At 65.8% G+C, this 22,838-nt stretch carries 21 protein-coding genes, 2 rRNA genes and 1 pseudogene; 14 read left to right on the top strand and 10 right to left on the bottom strand.

Features of this window, described 5'->3' with window-relative positions:
• Nucleotides 1–149 precede the first annotated feature (149 nt).
• Together C3E79_RS10730 and rrf are read left to right on the top strand one after the other, a co-directional pair.
• A 23S ribosomal RNA gene (locus C3E79_RS10730) occupies nt 150–3,229 on the top strand.
• Nucleotides 3,230–3,314: 85 nt separating this feature from the next.
• Nucleotides 3,315–3,432, top strand: a 5S ribosomal RNA gene (gene rrf, locus C3E79_RS10725).
• Nucleotides 3,433–3,483: 51 nt separating this feature from the next.
• Here rrf and C3E79_RS10720 read toward each other — a convergent pair.
• Complete coding sequence (locus C3E79_RS10720; protein ID WP_108404894.1) at nt 3,484–4,455, bottom strand: pseudouridine synthase; 972 nt, start codon at nt 4,453–4,455, stop codon at nt 3,484–3,486.
• Between the two features lie 21 nt (nt 4,456–4,476).
• Here C3E79_RS10720 and C3E79_RS11490 point away from each other — a divergent pair, with 21 nt between their 5' ends.
• The 4 genes from C3E79_RS11490 to C3E79_RS10705 all read left to right on the top strand — a co-directional run bounded on the left by C3E79_RS11490 (nt 4,477) and on the right by C3E79_RS10705 (nt 6,844).
• Nucleotides 4,477–4,623 (top strand): hypothetical protein, encoded by a 147-nt coding sequence (locus tag C3E79_RS11490; protein WP_179948286.1) that lies wholly within the window; start codon nt 4,477–4,479, stop codon nt 4,621–4,623.
• Nucleotides 4,624–4,760: 137 nt separating this feature from the next.
• Complete coding sequence (locus C3E79_RS10715; RefSeq protein ID WP_108404893.1) at nt 4,761–5,684, top strand: universal stress protein; 924 nt, start codon at nt 4,761–4,763, stop codon at nt 5,682–5,684.
• Nucleotides 5,685–5,799: 115 nt separating this feature from the next.
• A complete protein-coding gene (locus C3E79_RS10710; RefSeq protein WP_108404892.1) occupies nt 5,800–6,060 on the top strand; it encodes a GlsB/YeaQ/YmgE family stress response membrane protein in 261 nt (86 codons plus the stop codon).
• 151 nt (nt 6,061–6,211) lie between these two features.
• Complete coding sequence (locus tag C3E79_RS10705; RefSeq protein ID WP_108404891.1) at nt 6,212–6,844, top strand: TetR/AcrR family transcriptional regulator; 633 nt, start codon at nt 6,212–6,214, stop codon at nt 6,842–6,844.
• On the opposite strand, the gene yidC is transcribed toward C3E79_RS10705, so the two are convergent.
• Nucleotides 6,841–8,025, bottom strand: coding sequence for a membrane protein insertase YidC (gene yidC, locus C3E79_RS10700; protein WP_108404890.1), 1,185 nt, complete (start codon nt 8,023–8,025; stop codon nt 6,841–6,843). The genes C3E79_RS10705 and yidC overlap by 4 nt on opposite strands.
• Nucleotides 8,026–8,078: 53 nt before the next feature.
• Here yidC and C3E79_RS10695 point away from each other — a divergent pair, with 53 nt between their 5' ends.
• Entirely contained in the window at nt 8,079–8,879 is an 801-nt protein-coding gene (locus C3E79_RS10695) for a class E sortase (RefSeq protein ID WP_108404889.1), read from the top strand.
• Nucleotides 8,880–9,032, top strand: a complete 153-nt coding sequence (locus C3E79_RS11485; protein WP_179948285.1) for a hypothetical protein — start codon at nt 8,880–8,882, stop codon at nt 9,030–9,032.
• A 31-nt stretch (nt 9,033–9,063) separates the two neighbouring features.
• On the opposite strand, the gene C3E79_RS10690 is transcribed toward C3E79_RS11485, so the two are convergent.
• The 3 genes from C3E79_RS10690 to C3E79_RS10680 are packed head-to-tail and all read right to left on the bottom strand — an operon-like array spanning nt 9,064 to nt 11,611.
• Entirely contained in the window at nt 9,064–10,038 is a 975-nt protein-coding gene (locus tag C3E79_RS10690) for an SGNH/GDSL hydrolase family protein (RefSeq protein ID WP_108404888.1), read from the bottom strand.
• Nucleotides 10,038–11,018 (bottom strand): TIGR00730 family Rossman fold protein, encoded by a 981-nt coding sequence (locus C3E79_RS11660; protein WP_108404887.1) that lies wholly within the window; start codon nt 11,016–11,018, stop codon nt 10,038–10,040. Before C3E79_RS11660 ends, C3E79_RS10690 begins: the two co-directional genes overlap by 1 nt.
• The gene (locus C3E79_RS10680) at nt 11,015–11,611 is read right to left on the bottom strand and encodes a DUF2020 domain-containing protein (protein ID WP_235840684.1); all 597 of its coding nucleotides are present in this window, start codon (nt 11,609–11,611) and stop codon (nt 11,015–11,017) included. Before C3E79_RS10680 ends, C3E79_RS11660 begins: the two co-directional genes overlap by 4 nt.
• Here C3E79_RS10680 and C3E79_RS10675 point away from each other — a divergent pair.
• Complete coding sequence (locus tag C3E79_RS10675) at nt 11,610–12,869, top strand: sensor histidine kinase (RefSeq protein WP_108404885.1); 1,260 nt, start codon at nt 11,610–11,612, stop codon at nt 12,867–12,869. The genes C3E79_RS10680 and C3E79_RS10675 overlap by 2 nt on opposite strands.
• Nucleotides 12,866–13,504, top strand: a complete 639-nt coding sequence (locus tag C3E79_RS10670) for a response regulator (RefSeq protein WP_108404884.1) — start codon at nt 12,866–12,868, stop codon at nt 13,502–13,504. Before C3E79_RS10675 ends, C3E79_RS10670 begins: the two co-directional genes overlap by 4 nt.
• A gap of 18 nt (nt 13,505–13,522) precedes the next feature.
• Here C3E79_RS10670 and C3E79_RS10665 read toward each other — a convergent pair whose 3' ends face one another.
• Entirely contained in the window at nt 13,523–14,176 is a 654-nt protein-coding gene (locus C3E79_RS10665; protein ID WP_108404883.1) for a DUF6474 family protein, read from the bottom strand.
• A gap of 57 nt (nt 14,177–14,233) precedes the next feature.
• Here C3E79_RS10665 and C3E79_RS10660 point away from each other — a divergent pair, with 57 nt between their 5' ends.
• On the top strand, nt 14,234–15,730 hold the full coding sequence (locus tag C3E79_RS10660) for a TM0106 family RecB-like putative nuclease (RefSeq protein ID WP_108405180.1): 1,497 nt from the start codon (nt 14,234–14,236) through the stop codon (nt 15,728–15,730).
• Nucleotides 15,731–15,734: 4 nt separating this feature from the next.
• Here C3E79_RS10660 and C3E79_RS10655 read toward each other — a convergent pair whose 3' ends face one another.
• Nucleotides 15,735–16,337, bottom strand: coding sequence for a superoxide dismutase (locus C3E79_RS10655; RefSeq protein ID WP_108404882.1), 603 nt, complete (start codon nt 16,335–16,337; stop codon nt 15,735–15,737).
• A 111-nt stretch (nt 16,338–16,448) separates the two neighbouring features.
• Here C3E79_RS10655 and msrA point away from each other — a divergent pair, with 111 nt between their 5' ends.
• Nucleotides 16,449–17,090, top strand: coding sequence for a peptide-methionine (S)-S-oxide reductase MsrA (gene msrA / locus C3E79_RS10650; RefSeq protein WP_108404881.1), 642 nt, complete (start codon nt 16,449–16,451; stop codon nt 17,088–17,090).
• On the opposite strand, the pseudogene C3E79_RS10645 reads toward msrA, so the two are convergent.
• Nucleotides 17,087–17,404, bottom strand: a pseudogene (locus C3E79_RS10645) (alanine:cation symporter family protein); the annotation flags it as partial. The gene msrA and the pseudogene C3E79_RS10645 overlap by 4 nt on opposite strands.
• Nucleotides 17,405–17,582: 178 nt before the next feature.
• The gene (locus C3E79_RS10640) at nt 17,583–19,517 is read right to left on the bottom strand and encodes an alpha/beta-hydrolase family protein (RefSeq protein ID WP_235840683.1); all 1,935 of its coding nucleotides are present in this window, start codon (nt 19,515–19,517) and stop codon (nt 17,583–17,585) included.
• Nucleotides 19,518–19,618: 101 nt separating this feature from the next.
• Between C3E79_RS10640 and C3E79_RS10635 the strand changes: the two genes are divergently transcribed.
• Nucleotides 19,619–20,404 carry a glycerophosphodiester phosphodiesterase family protein gene (locus C3E79_RS10635; protein WP_108404879.1) on the top strand — a complete coding sequence of 262 codons (786 nt, stop codon included), beginning with the start codon at nt 19,619–19,621 and terminating at the stop codon, nt 20,402–20,404.
• Nucleotides 20,405–20,415: 11 nt separating this feature from the next.
• Nucleotides 20,416–21,336 carry a DUF5926 family protein gene (locus C3E79_RS10630; RefSeq protein ID WP_108404878.1) on the top strand — a complete coding sequence of 307 codons (921 nt, stop codon included), beginning with the start codon at nt 20,416–20,418 and terminating at the stop codon, nt 21,334–21,336.
• 312 nt (nt 21,337–21,648) lie between these two features.
• Here the strand turns inward: C3E79_RS10630 and hutI are convergent, their stop codons facing one another.
• Complete coding sequence (gene hutI, locus C3E79_RS10625) at nt 21,649–22,833, bottom strand: imidazolonepropionase (RefSeq protein ID WP_108404877.1); 1,185 nt, start codon at nt 22,831–22,833, stop codon at nt 21,649–21,651.
• Nucleotides 22,834–22,838: the final 5 nt, after the last annotated feature.

Here is a 22,838-nt window from a genome sequence, read left to right as displayed (position 1 = left end):
GGACTTGGTTGTGAAGGCGTTGGCATGCTGTTGGGTGTCTGGGGCAGCACGTGGTGTTGTTTCTGTGTGAGCCTTCCCTCGTGTGTGGGGGTGGGTGTGGTGTGTGAGAACTGTATAGTGGACGCGAGCATCTTTATTCTTGTGTTTTTTTGTGTGTTTTTTAAGGCGTACGGTGGATGCCTTGGCATGCTGAGCCGATGAAGGACGTGGAGGGCTGCGTTAAGCCTCGGGGAGTTGCCGATTGAGCGTTGATCCGAGGATGTCCGAATGGGGAAACCTGGCACCAGTTGTGTGGTGTGACCCGCAGGTGAATTCATAGCTTGTGTGGGGGTGACGCGGGGAAGTGAAACATCTCAGTACCCGTAGGAGAAGAAAATAATAATGATTCTGCTAGTAGCGGCGAGCGAACGTGGATGAGGCTAAACCATGTGCGTGTGATACCTGGCAGGGGTTGCGTGTGTGGGGTTGTGGGATATGACTGTCTGGGGGCTGCTGACCTTGGGCGTGGTGGTGTTGCGTGAGCGGAAGTCACTTGGGATGGTGCGCCGTAGTGGGTGAGAGCCCCTGTACGTGAACGCGTGATGCTGCTTCGTGTGTTGTGTCCCGAGTAGCAGCGGGCTCGTGGAATCTGTTGTGAATCTGCCGGGACCACCCGGTAAGCCTAAATACTCAGTGTGACCGATAGTGGATAGTACCGTGAGGGAATGGTGAAAAGTACCCCGGGAGGGGAGTGAAATAGTTCCTGAAACCGTGCGCTGTCAATCCGTCAGAGCACCTCGTGTGTGTGATGGCGTGCCTTTTGAAGAATGAGCCTGCGAGTCAGCGGCATGTCGCGAGGTTAACCCGTTGTGTGGGGTAGTCGTAGCGAAAGCGAATCCGAAGAGGGTGGTGTAGTGGCATGTCCTGGACCCGAAGCGGGGTGATCTACCCATGGCCAGTGTGAAGCAGCTGTAAGAGGTTGTGGAGGCGCGAACCCACTTAGGTTGAAAACTGAGGGGATGAGTTGTGGGTAGGGGTGAAAGGCCAATCAAACTCCGTGATAGCTGGTTCTCCCCGAAATGCATTTAGGTGCAGCGTTATAGCAGCTTGCCGGAGGTAGAGCTACTGGTTGGTTGAGCGGGACTATCATCTTAGCAATGTCAGCCAAACTCCGAATGCCGGTGAAGTGGTCTATAGCAGTGAGACTGTGGGGGATAAGCTTCATAGTCGAGAGGGAAACAGCCCAGATCGCCGGTTAAGGCCCCTAAGGGTGTACTAAGTGGAAAAGGATGTGGGATCGCGAAGACAGCCAGGAGGTTGGCTTAGAAGCAGCCATCCTTGAAAGAGTGCGTAATAGCTCACTGGTCGAGTGGTTCCGCGCCGACAATGTAGTGGGGCTCAAGTACACCGCCGAAGCCGCGGCATAGTGTTCTATGGGTAGGGGAGCGTCGTGCATGGGGTGAAGCAGTACCGTGAGGGGTTGTGGACTGTGTGCGAGTGAGAATGCAGGCATGAGTAACGAGTGGTAAGTGAGAATCTTATCCGCCGGATGACTAAGGGTTCCTGGGTCAAGTTCGTCTTCCCAGGGTGAGTCGGGTCCTAAGGCGAGGCCGACAGGCGTAGTCGATGGTCAACGGGTTGATATTCCCGTACCCGTGTGTAGGCGCCCAAGTGTGACGCGGTGATACTAACCGTGCCGCATCACTGTCTTATGCCCCCATCTTTGGTGGGGGTTGTCGGTGGTGTGGTGTGGGGCCTGAATCGTTGTAGCACAGTGATGGGGTGACGCAGTGAGGTAGCTTAGCCGCTTAGTGGATTGTGGTGTAAGCGTGTGGCACGATTGTGTGTGAAATGCATGCGATCACTATGTGTGAGGCGTGATGCGTAGCCCCGTTGGGGGTGAAGTAAGTGATCCTGGACTGTCGAGAAAAGCCTCTAGCGAGTCTATATACGGCCCGTACCCGAAACCGACACAGGTAGTCAGGTAGAGAATACTAAGGCGGTCGGGTGAACTGTGGTTAAGGAACTCGGCAAATTACCCCCGTAACTTCGGGAGAAGGGGGACCATTGCTGGTTGCTGCCCTGTGCGGGTGGTTGCTGGTGGTGGTCGCAGAGAATAGAGGGGAGCGACTGTTTATCAAAAACACAGGTCCGTGCGAAGACGTGATGTTGATGTATACGGACTGACGCCTGCCCGGTGCTGGAAGGTTAAGAGGACCTGTTAGGGGTGTATGCCCCGAAGCGGAGAATTTAAGCCCCAGTAAACGGCGGTGGTAACTATAACCATCCTAAGGTAGCGAAATTCCTTGTCGGGTAAGTTCCGACCTGCACGAATGGCGTAACGACTCCCCTGCTGTCTCAACCACAGGCCCGGTGAAATTGCAGTACGAGTAAAGATGCTCGTTTCGCGCGGCAGGACGAAAAGACCCCGGGACCTTCACTATAGCTTGGTATTGGTCTTCGCTGCGGTTTGTGTAGGATAGGTGGGAGACTGTGAAACCGTCACGCTAGTGGTGGTGGAGTCGTTGTTGAAATACCACTCTGACCGTTGTGGAGGCCTCAACCTTGGCCCATGATCTGGGTTGGGGACAGTGCCTGGTGGGTAGTTTAACTGGGGCGGTTGCCTCCCAAAGAGTAACGGAGGCGCCCAAAGGTTCCCTCAGCCTGGTTGGCAATCAGGTCTTTAGAGTGTAAGTGCACAAGGGAGCTTGACTGTGAGACGAACATGTCGAGCAGGGACGAAAGTCGGGACTAGTGATCCGGCACCAACGTGTGGAAGTGGTGTCGCTCAACGGATAAAAGGTACCCCGGGGATAACAGGCTGATCTTCCCCAAGAGTCCATATCGACGGGATGGTTTGGCACCTCGATGTCGGCTCGTCGCATCCTGGGGCTGGAGTAGGTCCCAAGGGTTGGGCTGTTCGCCCATTAAAGCGGCACGCGAGCTGGGTTCAGAACGTCGTGAGACAGTTCGGTCTCTATCCGCCGCGCGCGCAGAAACTTGAAAAAGGCTGTCCCTAGTACGAGAGGACCGGGACGGACGTACCTCTGGTGTGCCAGTTGTTCCGCCAGGAGCATGGCTGGTTGGCTACGTACGGGAGGGATAACCGCTGAAAGCATCTAAGCGGGAAGCCTGTTTTAAGATGAGGTTTCGCTCGAGGTTCCCCACAGACGATGGGGTTGATAGGCCAGATCTGGAAGACAGGCAACTGTCGGAGGTGACTGGTACTAATACACCAATACACACAAAAACCCCCACAACAAAAGGGGTGCACGCGTCCACTATGCAGTATCTGACACACCACAACAACACCATATTGTGACCCCACAAAGTGTGTCGGTGGTTGATGGCGGCGGGGAAACGCCCGGACCCATTCCGAACCCGGAAGCTAAGCCCGCCCGCGCTGATGGTACTGCCCCCGGGAGGGGGTGGGAGAGTAAGTTACCGCCGACCCAACAACTTCACACCACAAAAACGGCCCACCACCACGGCGGGCCGTTTCTGCTATCCCCACAACCCGCACGCGTCCAACCCAAAACACCGCCCACGACCGGTCAACGGATCCGTGAACTCGAGCACGACCGCGGCCAGACGCATCGGCACACGAAAATCCTCCACACCCCCCGACACCGCGGTGGGGTAGAGCGGATCACCCACAATCGGCACCCCAGCCGCACACATCTGTACCCGCAACTGATGCGTACGACCCGTCACAGGCTCGAGAACATAACACGCAAGAGGCTCAACAACCCCGTGCACCGCCTGCAGCGAGGGCGCGTCAATGGGTGCTCGTGCGAGCACGTGGGTCTCCGCGTTGGCGGGCAGCCCTTCCTGCAAGGTTGCGACCAGCTCGCCGGGCTGTTTGTCAATGTGGTGCGTCCACACCGTTGGCGTGGGCACGGGGGCGTCGCGCGCTATGGCGACGTAGCGCTTGCGCACTTCGCGCCGCGCGAAAAGCTCTTGGTAGGCTCCTCTGTGTTCCGCTCGTTTGGTCAACAGCAGGAGGCCGGCTGTCATTCGGTCGAGGCGATGCGCGGGAGTGAGCTCCTCGTTGCCGGTGGCCCGGCGCAGGCGCACGGTGGCGGACTCGGTGATGTGCGCTGCGCGCGGCATCGTCGCCAAGAAATGGGGCTTGTTCACCACGAGGATGTAGTCGTCTTCGAATACCGTCTCGATGTCGAAGGGGACGGGGCGCTCGGGCGCGGGATGGCGGTAGAAGAACACGTCCGTGCCCGGCTCGATGAGATCGTCGGGGCGGAGCGGGGTGCCGTCGCGAAGCACGACCTCGCCCGCGTCGAAGCGCTGCATGACGGCGTGTGCGTCGTCGTCCGGGTGGCGGTAGCGCTGTTCTGTAATAACCCGTGCGATGAAGTCGAAGGCGGTGACGGCACGATCGCCCGGTAGCCGCGCCCTGCTCGCGCCGAGCCCGTCGCGCGGGGGTAGAGGGCGTGGCTTCGTGGACTTCTTTCTACGCATAGTGTGCGCTAAGTTTATCGCATGGATTTCAACGCACTTCTCGCCCCTGTCGTGGCATTTTCTTCCGAGGGCATCGGCAAAGTCTTGTTCGACGTGCTCCAGGTCATCTATGGCCTGCTCTATCCAGCGAACGCGGAGCCTGCTCGCCCGATCGAGATCCCGCGGTAGTTGTGCCATAACCGCCGGAAACTGACGCTCGTGGGCGCTAGAATAAAAGGTGTAGACACCCGCTCCGGCAGGGCGGCGCCGCGAGATTAGCGGGGCGCAATCTCCGGGGCACGAGAACAACCGAAAGGGCGTTTCCGATGACGAACCCCACGACGCACCCGCACAACGAAATCACCGTCGACAGTGTCATTGTCGCAGTCGACGGCTCCCCCGCGTCCGACAACGCCGTCCGGTGGGCGGCAAACACCGCCGCTAAGCGCGATATCCCGCTACGCCTCGCGGCCAGCTACACCATCCCGCAATTCCTCTACGCCGAGGGCATCGTGCCGCCGAAGGAGCTCTTGGATGACCTGCAGCGCGACACGATGGAAAAGATCGACGCCGCGCGCGAGCTCGCGCTCGGAATCGCGCCGGACATCGAAATCGGTCACACGGTCGTCGAGGGCTCCCCGATTGACATGCTCCTTGAATTCTCCCAGGACGCGAGCATGATCGTCATGGGTTCCCGGGGCCTTGGCGGACTCTCCGGCATGGTCTTAGGCTCTGTCTCAAGCGCGGTCGTCTCCCACGCGTCGTGCCCGGTCGTGGTGGTGCGCGAAGATAACAACGTCACGGAGGAGACCAAATACGGCCCGGTCGTGGTCGGCATCGATGGGTCTGGTGTATCACAGCGCGCCGCGGAGGTTGCGTTCGCGGAAGCGAGTGCTCGCGGCGCGGAGCTCATCGCCGTGCACACATGGATGGACGCCCCAATCCAAGGCCCGGGGGCAGGATACGCCATCACAGAAGATTACTGGTACGCGATGCAGCAGGGGCAGGAGGACAAGCTCAACAAGTACCTCGCCGAGCTCGAGGAGCGCTACAGCGAGGTCAAGGTGCGCAAGGTCATCACCCGCGACCGCCCCGTGCGGGCGTTGGCGGAGGCCGCGAAGGGAGCGCAGCTGCTCATCACGGGCTCCCACGGACGCGGCGGTTTCAAGGGCATGCTGCTCGGTTCGACCTCGCGCGCGCTGCTCCAATCCGCGCCCTGTCCGATGATGGTCGTGAGGCCGAACCGCTAGGAGCTTAGCCTCCGTGACCGGGCAACGTGGCGAATAACCCGCAAAGCATGGATAATTGAGGGGCGAGTGAAAAGCAACATAACGGCACTATATCGACTCTGAAAGGACAATTGACATGAAGTGGGGATTTATCGGCTGGATCGTGCTCGGCGGCCTGGCAGGCTGGATCGCATCCAAGATTAAGGGACGCGACGCACAGATGGGCATCGGGCTCAACATCATCGTGGGTATCATCGGCGGCCTCCTCGGCGGCTGGATCCTCGGGCTGTTCCTGGATGACCCGATGAGCAATATCTTCATGAGCTTTATTACCTGCCTCATCGGCGCGGTCGTCTTGCTCACCATCGTGAACCTGTTCACCGGGTCGCGCCGCTAAGCGCGCCTACCGCCACAACCCCTTGTGCCTCCGGCACGGGGGGTTTCGTGTGCTTTGGGGCAGAGAGTGGTACGGACGTACCGGTTTGTCTATATTGAGATGTGAGCACGCGGCCACCCGGACATCGAAGCGAAGAAAAGGGGCGTAGAACGTGACAACGGAACCTGCGGGCAAGAAAAAGGCGACTGCGCGGCGGCGCAATCGCCCGAGCCCGCGGCAGCGGCTTCTCGACGCCGCAACAAAGCTCTTTATCGAGGAAGGGATAAGGGTCATCGGCATTGACCGGATCCTGCGCGAAGCGGACGTTGCTAAGGCATCGCTCTACTCCCTGCTCGGCTCCAAGGACAACCTCGTCATCGCCTACCTCGAGAGGCTCGATGAGGAATACCGCCAGCGTTGGCTCGACCGCACCGCCGGGAGCCGCGAAGAAGACGACAAGATCCTCGCCTTTTTCGACATGGCGATCGAGGAGGAACCGGCGAAGGGCTTCCGCGGCTCGCCGTTTCTCAACGCCGCAAACGAATACCCCCGCCCGGAGACCGATTCCGAGCGGCGCATCGTGGCTACGGCGACAGCCCACAGGCAGTGGATCCACGACACAATGACGCAGCTTTTGACGAAGAAGAACGGCTACGCCTCCGATGCGGAGGCCGACCAGCTGCTCATCTTCCTCGAAGGGGGCCTCTCCGGGGCGCGATTCCTGCGCGACGTCGGCCCTTTGCAGACCGGGCGCGAGCTGGCCACCCAGCTCCTCGGCGCACCCCCGATCGACTACTCCATCTAGGCCTCCTCGCCGCCGCGCTCCTCCGGCTCAGGTTCCGGCTCCTTCTCCTGTTGCTGCGCGCGGGCCTTCTCGCTCGCCTTGCGGCGCGCTTCTTCGCGGCGCAGCTGGTTCGACTCCCGCACCGCGGCGCGCCGCTGCGCGGCGATCCGCTTCTTCTCCGCCTTCTCCTCAGCGCGGGCCGCCCCGGCCGCGGCCTTTTCGGCGGCCAGGTCCCGTCGAACGCTAGCGATGGTCCAGGGCTTGACCAAGGCGCCAGCGCGCCTGCGACGCCGCGAGCGCTTCCACTCGTGCCTACTCCGCCGCTTGGACATCTCTGCCTCCTTCGCCTGGCGCATGTGCTCGCGGTGGTGGTCCTCGAGGGGGAAGGCGCGCACCGTGAGCACCCACAGGGTGATGTTTTGTACGATCGTCCAGAAGTTGCCGCTGACCCAGTAGAGCAGAAGGGCGACGGGCACGAGCCCGGTCAGGCCAGCGAGCGTGATGCCGGCCGGCACAATTGGCACCAGGCACCAGACAAAGCAGTAGACCCGCTGGGAGGCAGGGTTGCCCCACTCCAGGGTCGAGCGCATGCGGATCTGCGAGATGACCAGGTTGAGGGTGGTAAAGAACGCGGCGGCGATGAGCATCGGGATGGCGAGCCCTGAGACGTCGCCACGCGTCGTGCCCAAATGGGCGAACTGCTCGGCGTTCATTGACATATACGCAGGCAGCGGGACGCCAGCAAACGTCGACGCCCGGAAGGACTCCACCTCGGCGGGGGCGAGGACGCCAAGGGCACGGCCGGAGGACGACTCCGGTACCGCCATCCACAGCAAGAGGCGGTAGAGCCCGAGGAAGAACGGCAGCTGGATGAGCACCGGCATGCAGCCGGCGAAGGGATTGTACTGGTAGCGCTCGTGCAGCTCCTTGGTCGCCTGCTCCTTGCCACGCACGGCCTCCACCGTCGTCCCCTGGCCGTAGCGGCTCTCGATCTCGGCCAGGTGGGGGCGCATGAGCACCAGCAGGCGGCTCGTCTTATAGGAGTACCACTGCAGGGGCGCGATGAGCCCGCGCACGGTGACCACGAGCAGGACCACGGAGGCGACCCAGGAATGGGAACTCTCCACCGATAACACATCGGCGAGCAGCCAGTGCCAGAACTTCATCACCGCTGATACGGGATACACGAAGAGCTCAATCATGGACGGGAAAACCACCTATCTGGACAACCAGGGACGTGGGTTAATGTTAGGCCATGCCCCCAACACCGCCGCGCCCCGCCGGACGCGCACCGCGCCGCGCAAGCGCCAGCCAGGTCGCCGGAGAGCTCTTGCTCACCGCAGGGATAGTGCTGCTTCTCTTCGCATTCTACGAGGCGTTTTGGACCAACCTCGCGTCCGGGAAGCTGCAGGACAACGCCCAACACTCCCTCGAATCCACTTGGGTAAATCCGCGCACAGTGAAAACCCCGCAGCTCGGAGACGTGCTCGCGCGGATGTACATCCCCGCCTTCGGGGCGGACTACCAATTCGCCATCATCGAAGGGGTCGGAGAGGAGGACCTGCGCGCCGGGCCCGGCCGCTACCCCGACACGCAGCTTCCGGGGCGGCCGGGAAACTTCGCCGTGGCCGGCCACCGCGTGGGCAAGGGCGCGCCGTTTAATGACCTCGGCAAGCTCAACGCCTGCGACGCCATAGTGGTGGAAACGCAGACGCACTGGCTCACCTACCGCGTCCTGCCCATGACGACCGACCCGCAGCAACGCGCCGGGGAGGCGAGCCGGTGCATGGGCACCCGCCTCGCCCCGCGGGTTGCGGCGGGGGACTACTCCGGCGTGCTGGGCCGCCACATCACCACGCCTAACGACGTGAGCGTGCTCAACCCGGTCCCGGGAACGGCCCGGGTCGAGGTGGCGCCCGGGGCCGAGGCCCTGCTTACCCTCACCACTTGCCACCCTCAGTTCTCCAACGCTGAGCGTATGATCATCCACGCCGTGATGGTGGAGGCGGTGGACAAGGCGGCCGGCCCGCCGGCCGCGATGAAGGAGGTGAGTTAGGTGTACCACGCCTTGTGGCGCATGCTGCCGGGACCAACCCCGGTCAAGGTGCTGTGCGCAATTGCGCTCGCCGTGGCGGTGTTCTTCCTCCTGATGGAGGTCGTCTTTCCCTGGGTCTCCACGCAGATGCCGTACAACGACGTCGTGATTTAACGCCGTGATGTAGCGCCGTGATGGAGCGCCGCTAGCCCTCGATGACCGACTCGATGGTCTTCGCCATCTCGCGCTGCCCCCGCGGAGTCGGGTGCGCGGGGTAGGAGTTGGTGTCCTTGCCGTCGACGGCGACCCACCGCTGGCGCGCCGACGCGCACGTGCTGTGCTTCTCCACCTCCTCCGGGAGGACGAAGATCGCCCCGTTGGCCTCGGCCGTTTGCTTCACTATGTTGTTGATCGCCGCGGTGAGCCAGAGGCCCCACTCGACACCGTCGCGCCCGATGACCTTGGTCACATCACACTCCTGCTCGAGAGAGATCAGCGGCACGTAGCCGGTCACCACGACGATCGCACCCGGGGCTTTCTTCTTGATCTCGGAGTGCACCTTCGACAGCTTGATAGGAAGCTCCGCGAGGCGCTGCGCGGTGGGCGCCGCGTACTCCGCAGAACAATCGCGGTCCTCCCCGGCGAGCATGGCGCCAAGGCACCGGGCGATGCCCGCGAAGTCCATGTCGTTTCCGCCCAGCGAGAGTGTGACCAGGTCAGCGTCACTGCGCAGCTTGTTGAGCTGAGGCTCAATAGTGAGGTCCTCGTCTTCGACGATGCGCGGGCCGGCGATGTTCTCTGTGGTGGAGCCTTGGCAGCTGGCGTCGACAAACTCGACGGAGCGGCCGAGCCTGCGGGCGAGCTCGTGCGGGTAGTTGTCCTTCGACTGGGCGCAAAAGCTCGAGTCGGCCTCCTCTCCCGAGGCCGAGCCCATCGAGGCGTACGAGTCGCCCAAGGCGACGTAGACATCGATGGAGCTCGGCTCCAGGGCCTGCGAGACGCGCATCTCTGTCGCCTCCACCTCGGTGGGGTTGGCTGCCGGGGTCGGGGTGACACCGAGCGGCGGGGCGACCGAGGAGTAGGTGGAGACGTTGTCAATAGGCTGCGTTTGGCATCCAGAAAGCAGGAACACCGAGGCGGCAAGCACGGTAGCGCCGAGTGCGGCGCGCGCACGGCGCATCACATCCACCTCGGGATGGGGGGAACCCAGCTGCGGAGCCCATCGATCAGCGCGTCGGCGTCGTCGGAAAGCACGAGCGAGGCGCGGTCGGCCGGGCGGATAAAACCTTGAGCGACCATGTGGTCGATCATAGCAACGAAGGGGGCCCAAAACTCGACACCGAGCAGGCCAATGGGAGCGCTGTGATAGCCGAGCTGCTGCGTGGTCCACTGGTCGAAGAGCTCATCGAGCGTGCCGGTGCCGCCGGGCAGGGCGATGGTGGCGCAGCTCAACTCGGCCATGCGCTGCTTGCGTTGCGCCATGGTCTCGACCATCTCGAGCTGGTAGAGGCCCTCGTAGCGCAGCTCGTGGTTGGCCAGGTGATTGGTCAGCACTCCGACCGCGCGGCCGCCGGCCGAAGTCGTCGCCTCCGCCACGCGCCCCATCACGCCGAGGCGGGAGCCGCCGTAGACGAGCGTGATCCCGCGCCGGGCGAGGGCTGCACCGAGGTCGTCTGCCAACCGCAGGTTTGCCGGGTTGCTGCCGGTGTTCGCCCCGGCGAAAACCGCGATGGCAGAGATTTCACGCTCGCGCAGTGCGGGAAAGACCTCGTGCTCGAGCAGCGGGGCGAGCGGGCGGGAGCCTGGATCGAGTGGGTCTATCCAGGCCACCTCGTCGATCTCCGCGCTGGCGACGGGGTCGACGTAGGCGTTCGTACCACTTTGCCTGCGGATAAAGACGGTGGCGGTGACCTGAAACCCCGGTTCGTTGGAGGCCTCAGCGGTAAATACGCCGAGGTAGCCAAGCTCGTCGGGGGTGAGAGTGAGACGCACTTCCTCTTCCGTCTCGCGCACGGCGGCCGCGGCCGCGGATTCGCCTCCTTCCGGTTTTCCGCCGGGGAGCTGAAAGCGGGGGCTTCCCACCTTGCGCACGCACAGGACGCGGCCGGCGTCGTCGCGGATGACGAGGGCGGCCACTCGGATGGGGGCAGGCAGTGTCATAGCCCCAGGGTAGCGATGACGCGCTCGGCCACAACCTGAGCCTTCACGGACTCGTTTTGATTGGTAAAAACGGTCACCGCCACCGGTCCCTTGGCCACGGAATAGGCGGCACCGGCGCGGCCGGGCACGGCCCCGCCGCCGTGCCGTCCGCCGTTCCAGCCCGGCGGGTCATCGGCCGGCTCGGTGTGTTCGATCGGGGTTGCCCAGTCGACGACGGCCATTGCCTCCTGCGGCGAGGCCATGTGCCGTACGAGGACGGTGAGCTGGGGTTGCTCCGCGTAGGACCAGAACTCGCAGGCCGGTGTTTCGAATCGATCGTCGACCGCCACGCCGGTGACCTTCTGGCCGTTGGCCTCCGCCACCCACTGCGAATCCAGGTACGGGCACGTCGCGTTCTCTTCCCGCGGCGCGGCGGGCAGCTCGGTGAGGCCAAGACCCGCATCGCCAGGCACCGCCGCGGGCGCACCGCTTGTGTCCGTCTCGGCGGAGCACCCGGTGGCCGCGGCCGCTGACATGGCGGCAGCGATGATGGCTGTACTGAGCCGCGATGGTGTGGGCCGGGGACGCATTCCGCTCGGTAGTGTAGTGCGCATGGGCACCACGGTAGCGGGGCGGACGGGCACGGGGGGAACTGGCAACGCCACCGGTAATAAGGCCCTTGATACGGGCATCACGGTGCTCTCGGTCTCCTTGCTCGTCATTTCGCTGGCCGCGCTCGTGCGGATGCCGCTGAACTCCGCGCTGCTCCACATCGTCTTGGTCAGCCTGTTTTCGTTCTTGCTGTTCTACGGCATTGTGGAGATGCCGAAGTGGGGCAGGGTCGGGCAGGCGAGCTGGCTGATGTGCTTGACCGGGCTGTGGATTGCGGAGATGATGGTTACTCCGCTGGCGATCTATTGGGTCTTCATCCTCTTCTTCGTCTACCTCCGCACGTTTAACGACTGGCGCGGCGTGGTGTGGGTGGCGCTCGGCCTTGCCATCGCGGTGGGCGCGCAGATCCCGACCGGGCTGACGGTGGGCGGGGTGGTTGGCCCGGTGCTCTCCGCGCTGGTGGTCATGGCGACAAACTACGCGTTTAGCACGATCGACCGGGTGAGCAAGGAGCGCGAGGCGCTTATCGACGAACTCTTGGCCGCCCGCCAGCAGCTCGCCGCCACGGAGCGCGAGGCGGGCGTGGCGCAGGAGCGCGAGCGCCTCGCGCACGAGATCCACGACACGGTCGCGCAGGGGCTCTCGAGCATTCAGATGCTGCTTCACGCCGCCGACCGCGACTTAGATGCCACGGGCTTGAGCCCCGCCGAGTTGGCCCCGGTGAAGGCACGGATGGACACCGCGCGCCGGGCGGCGGCCAATAACCTCGCGGAGACGAGGGCGATGATCGCGGCGCTGACCCCTGCGCCGCTGACGGAGGCGTCGCTCTTGCACGCGCTCGAGCGCGTCGCCCGCGATTTTTCCCAGGCCTCCGGCATCGCGATCGAGGTTTCATCGGACGGGGCGCCGCGGGTGATGCCCATGCGGTGCGAGGCCGGGGTGCTGCGCATCGCCCAGGGCGCGGTATCTAACGCGGTGAAGCACTCGGGGGCCTCAAAGATCCGCGTGACGCTGACCTACGCCCCGGCAGAGGTGCGCCTCGACGTGGTGGATAACGGGCGCGGGTTCGACCCCGAGTCGCTGGCGGAGGCGCCGACGGGGCTGGGCCACGTCGGGCTGGCGGCGATGCGCTCGCGTGCCGAGGAGCTCGGCGGCGAGCTTGTGGTGGAGTCGGGCCCCGGCGGGCCGACCGCGGTGTCCGTCGCTCTACCGGGTACGCTCGGCGCAGATGATTCGCAGGTAAAGGAGGCTGGAGTATGATCCGCGTGCTGCTGGCGGACGATCACCAGATCGTTCGCCTCGGGCTCCGCGCCGTGCTGGAGGAGGCCGAAGACATCCTGGTCGTTGGCGAGGTGGCGACCGCCGAGGCTGCGATCGCCACCGCGCAGGCCGGGGGGATCGACGTCATCCTCATGGACCTGCGTTTTGGCGCGGGCGCCGAGGGGGCGCGGGTGACCAGCGGCGCGGAGGCCACCGCGCAGATCCGCGCCACGATGGCGAGGCCGCCCCACGTGTTGGTGGTGACAAACTACGACACCGACGCCGATATCCTCGGCGCGATCGAGGCCGGTGCCGTGGGCTACCTGCTGAAGGATTCGGCGCCAGGCGAGCTCGTCGCCGCCGTGCGCTCCGCGGCCCGCGGCGATGCGGCGCTCTCCCCCGTGGTGCGCACCCGGTTGGAGAGCCGCGACCGGGCACCGAGGCTGGCGCTGACCCCGCGGGAGCTCGAGGTGCTCGCGCTCGTCGCCGCGGGCGCGTCGAACCGGGAGATCGGCCACGACCTCATGCTCTCGGAGGCGACGGTGAAGTCCCACCTCGTGCACATCTACGACAAGCTGGGTGTTCGCTCGCGGACCTCGGCGGTGGCGGCGGCACGCGAGCAGGGGTTGCTCTAGGACCCCCGGAGTGGCGTCCTAGCGGGCGGAGCGCTGTTGAACCTCCGCGGCCACCTCTTCGAGCTCGCGCTCGATGGAGGAGTGGGCGAGGCGCTGCTGCTCCGGGGCGAGGCGCTCGGCGTTGCGGACCGCCTGGTCGAGCTCATCGAGGCGGACGTTAACGTCGCGGTTGAAACTGGCGGAGAGCGAGGGGCTTTGCTTCGAGTTCGCGGCCTTGTCGGTGGTCTCGCGCAGCGCTTCGATGCGCGCCTTGAGCTCCGCGCCGCGGCCGGAGTGCCGCGAGAGGTCCTGGGTGGTAAGGCCGTGGCCCTGGGCGCTGGACTCGATGCGCTTTTGCTGCGCGGTGGTCAGGGCCTTGTAGGCCAGCGGGAGGAGGATCGGGATGAGCACGCGGGCCGCGCCGACGAAGTTTTGGGCCTTCTTCTTCGTCAGCCCGGACTTCTCGATGCGCTTCAGGTGGGCCTCCGCGAGCTGCTTTTCGTGCTTGCGCTTGCGCTTAAGCCCCTTCTTTTCCTCCTTGAGCAGGCGCTTTTCTGCCTTGTCGAGGAGCTTCGCGGTGCGCTGCTCGGCCTTCGCTTCATTCTTTGCCAGCTGCCGGGCGCGCACCTCGGCGGCCTTAATCTCGGCCTTCGTCCTCGCGCGGTTCTTGCGGATCGTCTCAATGATTCCCATGCGGTATACCCTACCTGCGTCAGCGCCGATAAGATGGGGGACGCTGTGAGCGAGATCATGACTTCTACGGCGGGATCCGGCGACGCCGCCTCGCCCTTCCTTATCCGCGCGGCGGACCTGGTGGGCTGCCGATTCCGGCTGCGGCAGCGCTTCGACCACCCCGACTACCCGGCGCCGCCCGACGCGGTGGCCCGCCAGGAGCAGGTCGAGGCGGGCCGGGAGGCGGTGCTGCGCGCGCTGCCGGCGCCCGGAGCGGGGTTCGCGCGGGTCGACATCGCTCCGGGCCGCGACCCCGAGCAGGCGGAACGCGCAACGCGGGAGGCGATGGGCACGGGCGCGCACGTGATCACGGGCGGCGTCCTCACCGGCCGGGTCGGCGGGGTCGATGTCGTCTCGGAGGTCGATATCCTCGTGCGTGTGGGGCGGGGGCGCTACGCGCCGGTGATGGTGTCTAACCATCGGGTGGCCAGGGCGTCGACAAGCGGGAGTGCCCGCTTCGTGCCCACGAGCCGCCTCGGGCGTGGGGCGCCTGTGGAGACGGGGGCGAGGCTGCGCCACCACACGGTCGACGGCTACCGCCTCGCGCTCGCGCACCTGCTGCTCGGGGAGCTCGCCGATGGCCGCGCCGGGCTCGTCGGGCAGGACCGCACCCGCGCCTACGTCCTCGAGCCCGCCCGTTTCGTCCCCGCGCTGCTCTCCGCGCTGCGCGTGCCGGTCCCGGAGGAGCCGCGGCGCGTCAAACAGTGCGCGTCGTGCCGCTTCTGGCCGCTGTGCGAGCCGCGGTTGTGCGAGCTCGATGAGATCTCGCTGGTGCTGCCCGGCGGGAGGGCCGACGGGCTACGCCAGCGCGGCATTGACACGGTGCAGTCGCTTATCGACGCCCACGTGGGCGAGCCCTCCGACCTCGCGCGCGCCTGGCGCGCGGGCATCCCCGTGCTCAAGCGCACCGGGGCGCCGAGTAGGGTGCCGCGCGCCGACGTCGAGATCGACATCGACATGGAGGCCTACCTCGACCAGGGCGCCTACCTGTGGGGCGCGTACGACGGCGAGGTCTACCGTGCTTTCGTGACCTGGCAGGAGGTCGGCGGCGCCGCCGAGGAAGCAAACTTCGCCGCCTTCTGGGAATGGCTCATGAGCACGCGGTCGCGCGCCCGCGCGGAAGGGAGGACGTTTGCCGCGTACTGCTACGCCGCCGGTGGGGAAAACTACTGGATGAAGTCCTCCGCGAGGCGCTTCGGCGGCGTCGATGAAGACGAGGTGGCGGCGTTTATCGCCTCGGAGGAGTGGGTCGATGTCTTCGCCTATGTCAGGCGCGAACTCGTGGGCACCGACGGGCTCGGGCTCAAGGTCCTCGGCCCGGTCGTCGGGTACGAGTGGGACGACGACGGCATCGACGGGGAGCGCTCGGTGGCGCTGCGGCGCGCGGCCCGCCTCGGAGATGAGGAGGCGCGCGAGCAGCTGCTGCGCTACAACGAGGGCGATTGCAAAGCAACGCGCGCCGTACGGCAATTCCTTGCCGCCGGCGCGCCGGGCGTGCCCCTCATCGGGGCGTGATCACTTACTTGGACGCGGAAGCGAAGCGCTCGTTGACATCGTCCCAGTTGACAACGTTCCACCACGCCTTGACGTAGTCCGCCTTGACGTTCTTGTACTGCAGGTAGAACGCGTGCTCCCACATATCGAGCATGAGCAGCGGGGTGAAGTCAACGGAGATGTTGCCCTGCTGATCGGTGAGCTGCTCAATGATGAGGCGGCCGGCGATGTGGTCGTAGCCAAGCACCGCCCAGCCGGAGCCCTGCAGGCCGTTAGCAATGCCCTCGAAGTGGGCCTGGAACTTCTCGAAGGAACCGAAGTCGCGGTCGATCGCCTCGGCGATCGCGCCGGTGGGAGCGCCGCCGGCGTTCGGTGCCATGTTCTTCCAGAAGATGGAGTGGTTGGTGTGGCCACCCAGGTTAAATGCGAGGTTCTTGGTCAACGCCCGCAGCGTGTCGGGGTTGGCCTCGCCGTTACGCTCCGCCTCAAGCGCCTCGAGTGCGGCGTTGGCACCCTTGACGTAGTTGGCGTGGTGCTTGGAGTGGTGCAGCTCCATGATCTCGGCCGAGATGTAGGGCTCGAGCGCATCGTAAGCGTAGGGCAGGTCGGGAAGCTCGTAGACAGCCATGATCCTTAAAATTTCCTTTCGGTTGCTTTTAGCGACAGTGCCCCATGATAGGGAAACTTCCGCGCACGTGTGGCGGGGAACACCTTCGGTGCCCCGGGCGTTGGTAGGGGTATGGGATTCCTTTTTGGCACAACGCCCGAGCTTGTCGACGCCTCACGTGCCCTCCCGGGCCGGCCCGAGCCCGTGCTGGCTCACCCCCGCCCGCACGCGGTGCTCGGCACCCCTATTACGGGGCCGTGGCGTGACGGGCAGGGGCGCGTCCTCGTTGGGCTTGGGTGCTTCTGGGGCGTCGAGAAGCTGTACTGGCAGATGGAGGGCGTTGAGTCAACCTCGGTGGGCTACGGCGGGGGAATCACGCCGAACCCGACGTACCGCGAGGTGTGCACGGGGATGACGAACCACGTCGAGCTCGTCGAGGTGGTCTACGACCCCGCGAGGATCACGCTCAAGGAGCTCGTCAAAGCCGGCCTTGAGGCCCACGACCCTACCCAGGGCTTCCGCCAGGGCAACGACGTGGGCACCCAGTACCGCTCCGCCTTCTACACCGACAGCGAGGACGACGCTGAGCTCGTCCGCGGTTGGGTGGCGGCCTACGGCGAGCAGCTTGCGGGCGCGGGGCTGGGCCCGATCACGACCGAGGTGCGCGCCGGGGTGGACTACTACCTCGCCGAAGACGAGCACCAGCAGTACCTGCACAAGGTGCCGGGCGGCTACTGTCCGCACCACTCCACGGGCATCGCCTGCGGGATTTAGCGGGCCGCCTCCGGGGAGACCCAGGTGCCGGCCTCGACCATGGAGGTTTTGCGCTCGACCCAGAAGTCCGCGCCGCGGATGCCCAAGGCCTCCGGGTCGAACTGCGGGTCGAGGCCGGCCTTTTTCTGCCTGCGGTAGTCCCGCAGGCATTTCAGGGCAGGGGCCTGGATGACCAGGATGGCGAGGATGTTCAGCCAGGCGGTGGTGCCCACGCCGATGTCGCCGAGCGCCCACGCCGTGCCCGGCGTTGTGGTGGCGCCGACGTAGACGGAGACGATGACGAGGATGCGCAGGACCCAGATGATCGCGCGGCGGGCGGCGGGGGCGGCCCGGGAGACTGCCTGGATTCATATCATTCAAGCGAATGAACGTTATTCATACTAGGCGATTACCTACCGAGTGACAGAAAAAGGCGTAAAAAGCGTCCCCGGCACCACTCGGTGCTGGGGAGGGGCGTGCAACGGCCGCCGAGCAGCCTAGAAGCCGAGCAACCTAATAGCTGGGCCGCTTTCGCTTGCTGCCCGCGTGGCGCAGCTTCGTGGCGTCCTGGTGAATCCACTGGCTGATGCGGCGGAGCTCCTCGGCGTCAAGGTCGATGCCGAGCACGCCCGCCCAGTACGCCACGGCCTCGTCGTGGTAGTTGTGCCCGTGGGGGGAGACGTAGTCCTGGGAGGCGAGCTGGTCCACCCCGACCTGCCAGAACGTGATAAACGGCGCCCACCGCATGGTCGCCGGTACGTCGAGGCGCTGGGCTTTAGGGGCGGGCACCCCGCGCGAACCCGGCTCCTTGAGCCAATCGGGCGCTCGGTAGGCCAGCGCCCAATCCCACCACACCACCGGGTCGGAGGCGTGCTGGGCGAAAACCGCACGCGGCGCTTCCCACTCGTTCGCGTAGGGCCGGCCCGCGAAGTCGTGGAGGAGGTGGTCTGGGTGCGCGCAGAACCGGATGTTGCGCCCGCCATCGACAACGGGCAGGCGCTGCGGGCTGCCCTCGTCGCGCGCCGCCGTTAGCTCTCTGTGGTTGCGCGCGAAGCCTGGCACCCCTGTAACCACCCCGCCGCCCACGCGGCGGAGAAAGTCTTCGACGTTGTCGAACGCGTCCGAGACGCCGTAGGCGCCGAGCGATTCCCCCGCGATATAGAGGGTGGGGCGCTCCTGCTCGGGGATCTCATCGAGGCGGTCGCTAATGGCCTCGATGAGGAGGCGGGAGGAGCGCACGGGGGACTCCCTGTCGGCGAGGTAGGAAAATGCCGAGGGAAGGTAGGAATACTGCATGGCCACGATCGCGGTATCGCCCCCGCCGACGAACTCGAAGCCCGAGGTGAGGAAGTCGTTGATCCAGCCCGTGCCCGCCGCGGACATCACCGCGATGCGGCGGCGCGCCCAGGCGTGGGTGCGGTCCATCTCCCTCAGTGCGGCGTCCACCATCTCTTCGTAGGCGTCCTCAACGTCGCGGTCGCGGCCGAGCCCGATGAAGATACGGATGGGCTCCTTGGCGTCGCGCCCCGTGACCTCTTCGATGTCGCGCTTGCGCGGCCCCCCGGCGACGACCGCGCGTCCCTGGCGCCCCATCTTGTCCCAGGACTCCTCGGAGGCGGGGGAGCCGGAGCGTTCCGGCTCGTGCGGGCGGTCCGCGCCGGGGAGGAATTGACGGTCGAGCTCCTCGGCGCGCTTGTAGGCGCGGGAGAGGAAGCGGCGGATGACCAGGCGGTCCGTGAATATGCTGACGCCCGCCCCGGCGGCGATGATGGCCAGCGGCCACGAGGTCACGGGCGGCAGGCGGCGGCCAAAGACCTCGGCCGCCGTATCGACGACTGCCTGGAGCGCCTCGCCGAGCGCCAAGAGCGTGCCGTAGCCCAGTGTGCCCAGCGCGACGCCGATCACGGCGTTGGACTGCTTGTTGCGCGCTTGGCCGTCGACCATCTCCACCTGCGCGGCGTGGCGGCGGGTGGACTGCACGAATGCCGCGACGGTGGCCGCGCTCATTGCCCAGTGCAAGGCGGTGTTTGCCCCCTCCGCCACGCGCTCGGCTCGATCGTTCTTGCCCGCCGGGCTGGAGCGGATGATCCTGGCGAGGGTTTGGTTGGTCAGGCTCCCCGCGAGGTGGCCTGCCCCCTGGCAGATGGCGACGTTGGCGGCCACTGCCCACCAGCTGTGCGGCATGAGCGAGGGCGAGATGGCCCCCCAGGTCGCCGCCTCCGCCCCGAGCACCCCGGCGCCGTAGTTGCTGGGCAGGCGGCGCAGCCCCCGCAGGCGCAGCCCCGGCGTGAGGTCGGCCCACACCTCGACGGCGAACAGTGGCCCGGCGAGGATGCCTAGGCGTCGAAACGAATTGCGCTTCTTCGCCTCCGCGATCGCCTGGTCGATGGGCGGGGCCTCTTGGATGCGTTCGCGCAGGGCGGATATCAGGGAAAAGCGCATAGCCATACCCTGCATTGTGACAAAAAGAACGGCGGACCGCAGTGCGAGCGTGGCCCGGGTCGTCGCTCCGGTCGCGGAGGTCGCGGAGCGGTTGTAGGTTGTAGGGCGTGACCATCCTGGCGAGCAATTCCAACGATCACCTGCAAGATCCCCTCATCGTTGCGCACCGCGGGGCGTCCGGGCTCTACCCGGAGCTGACCTTCCAGGCGTTCAACGAGGCGCTGAAGATGCCCATCCACGGAATCGAGTGCGACGTTCGCCTCACCCGCGACGGCGAGCTCATCGTGTTCCACGACCCGATCCTGAGCCGCACAACCAATGGGCGTGGGCGTGTCTCCGCGACGGATTACGCTGACCTGCGCACGCTCAACGCCGGGACGAAGGACAACCCGCAGCGGATCATGCGGCTCGCCGAGCTGCTCGAGCTCATGCAGGATTACCCGGACAAGCACATCTACATCGAGACCAAGCACCCCACCCGCTACGGCCCGGAGGTCGACGAGCAGACCCTGCGCGTTTTGCACTACGCGGGCCTGCGCGAATCGGAGCGCGTACACCTTATCTCTTTTTCCCACCGTGCGATGCGCTACTTCACTGAGTTCGCGCCCGAGTTGGAGACCTTCTACCTTTTCCGGCTGCGCGAGAAGAAGTGGAACAGGGGCAATCACATGCTCTCGCGGCCTTATGGCGTAGGCCCGGCGCTGTCTCACCTGCAGGCGAAGCGGGAGCTGCTGGGGTTCCGTGGGCTGAGGACCTACACGTGGACCGTCAACCTGCCGAAGCAGATGCTGTGGTGCCGCGACAACGGTGTCGACGTTTTCGCCACTGACTTGCCGCAGCTGGCGATGGAGACGTTTGCGAAGCACCCAGTGGCCACCACCATGGTCGGGTAGCATAGGCCCCCATGGCCAAGAAGAACCGCAAGAGAGCTGACACCGCGGACCTGCCCGAGGGGATGAGTCGCCGCCAGGCCAAACTTGCCGCCCGCGCCGCCGAGCGCGCGGCCCTGCAGAAGGATCCCCGCCCGTTCGCCGGGCTCGCCGCGGAGGCGGACCTCATCGCGCTGCAGGAGTTCGTTCCCTCCGCCGTGGCACGGCTCGAGGTTGCCGGCGAGCCCGTTAACATTGTGACGGTCCTGCCCGGGGCGGGCGCTGCGTTGCGACGCTCCGAGGAAGACGGCGCCGAGCGCTTCGTCGCCCTCCAGGTCGCATCCCGCACCCACAACCCGGGCCGCGATCTCGCTTACGCGCTGCACTGGGTGCTCTCGGCAGAGCCGGGGGAGACGCTCCAATCCACGGCCGCCGACGGCACCCAGCCCGAGCTGGGCTCGCTTATCGACGCCTCCGCCACCCTCCAGATCACCGAGCACGACGATTTTTCCTGGTGGTTCCCGCAAGGCGCTGCCATCCCCGCCGAGGTGCGCCAAGCTCTTGCGAATGCGAACGACGCGGTCATCCCCTCGACGCAGATCAAGGCCGACGTTCCCGGTTCCATCTGGTGGGTCAACCCCGGCGGCGGCAAGGGGCACATCCGCTGGGTGCGCACCGACGATAACGAAAACCGAATCCTCGCGGCGCTCGCCCGCATCGCCGCGCGCGGCGAGCTCAGCGTCGGGGAGGGCAGCAAGTTCGCCGGGGTGTTTCGCACCCACGGTGTCGCGGTGCCGGTGTGGGACGTCGATCCGGCCGTCGATGCGGCCTCCTACGCCGGTGCGCTCCAGGAGCTGGAGACGAAGATCGCTGCCGAGTACGACAATGACGCCCAGCTCAGCGCCGATGAGCGCAAGCAGCTCGACAACATCAAGTCGCGGCAGGTGACGATTTAGGGGGGGGGCTTGCGTCACCCGCTGTTCCCCCACCTTTTCCGCCGAGAGCACCGCATGTTCATGCGCGCTGCCCAACTTTGCGCGCATCGCACATAAGACGGTGGCGATTCCCGCGGTGAATGACGCACCGGGCCCCGTTTCTCCCGCCGCGTCCAGGGGACGCAGGACAAAACCCAACTTCAGGGAGGTGGGGCTCGCCGCCGCGCTCATCGCCCCGGACCTCAGGGCAGCACGATTTACCTGCGGCCCGCCACCGGAGGCGCGCTGTGCTTCCACCCCGGGACCGAGATCAACTACGACTACCTCTGACCCCTAAGCCGCGTACACCTTCTTGCCCGCCACCCAGGTCTGCCACGTCAGCGGCATCCCGGGGCGATAGGCCAGGTCGATGGCGCTGGCGGTGTCGAGCACGTGCAGGTCCGCTGCCGCGCCGGGCACCAGCGTGCCCTTGGCGGGGCGGCCTTGCGGGTCCTTGCCCTCACCCACGTCATGGCGGCGCAGGGCTTTGGCTCCTCCGGTGGTTGCGGCGGCGATCGCTTCGTCGAGGGAGAGGTGCTGCTGCAGCACCGCGGTGGTGACGCAGAAGTTCATCGCCGAGGTGTACGAGGTGCCGGGGTTGAGGTTGGAAGCGATGGCGACGGTCACGCCGGCGTCGATAAGCGTGCGTGCCGGCGCGAGCTTCTCGCGGGTCGACAGGTCGCAGGCGGGCAATACCGTGGCCACCGTCTCCGAGCCGGCGAGCAGCTCGATGTCGGACTCGGTGAGGTGGTTGACGTGGTCGACGCTGGCCGCCCCGAGCTCTACGGCCAGGCGCACGCCCGGGCCCTCGCCGAGCTGGTTGCCGTGCACGCGCAGGCCCAAGCCCGCGCTGCGTCCGGCCTCGAGCACGCGGCGCGACTGCTCCTCTGTGAACGCGCCGCGCTCGCAGAACACGTCGATCCACTGCACGTGATCGCGCACGGCCTCGAGCATGGGGCCTGTGACCTCGTCGACGTAGGCCTCCGGGTCGGCACCTGGCGGGACGAGGTGCGCGCCGAGGAAGGTGACGTCGCCGACGTGGCGCGCGGCCACCTTCGCGGCCTCCGCTTCGGATGTGACGTCCAGGCCGTAGCCGGTTTTCGTCTCAAAGCTGGTGGTTCCGCCCGCGTGGCCTGCGGCGACGCGCTCGGCCACCAGGGCGTCGAGACGCGCCGTGCTGGCCGTGCGGGTCGCCTCCATGGTCACCGCGATCCCGCCGGCGGCGTAGGACTTTCCCGCCATGCGCGCCTCGAACTCGTCTGCGCGGTTGCCGTCGAAGACCATGTGGGTGTGCGAGTCCACCCAGCCGGGCAGCACCGCGCGCCCGCCGAGGTCAACGGTCTCCTCGGCGGGCGGGGCTTGGTCAGCGGGCCCGACCCACTCGATCACCCCGTCGCGGGCAACCAGCGCGGCGTTTGTGATCGTGCCCAGGGTAGAGACGGTGCGAAGTTCCGAGATCCCGGTAAACAAAGTAGCCATGCCGG

The sequence above is a fragment of the Corynebacterium liangguodongii genome (genome assembly GCF_003070865.1).
GTDB classification, from domain to species: Bacteria; Actinomycetota; Actinomycetes; order Mycobacteriales; family Mycobacteriaceae; genus Corynebacterium; species Corynebacterium liangguodongii.
Note: the sequence above shows the minus strand (reverse complement) of the source record. Positions and strands in the feature narration are given on the sequence as shown.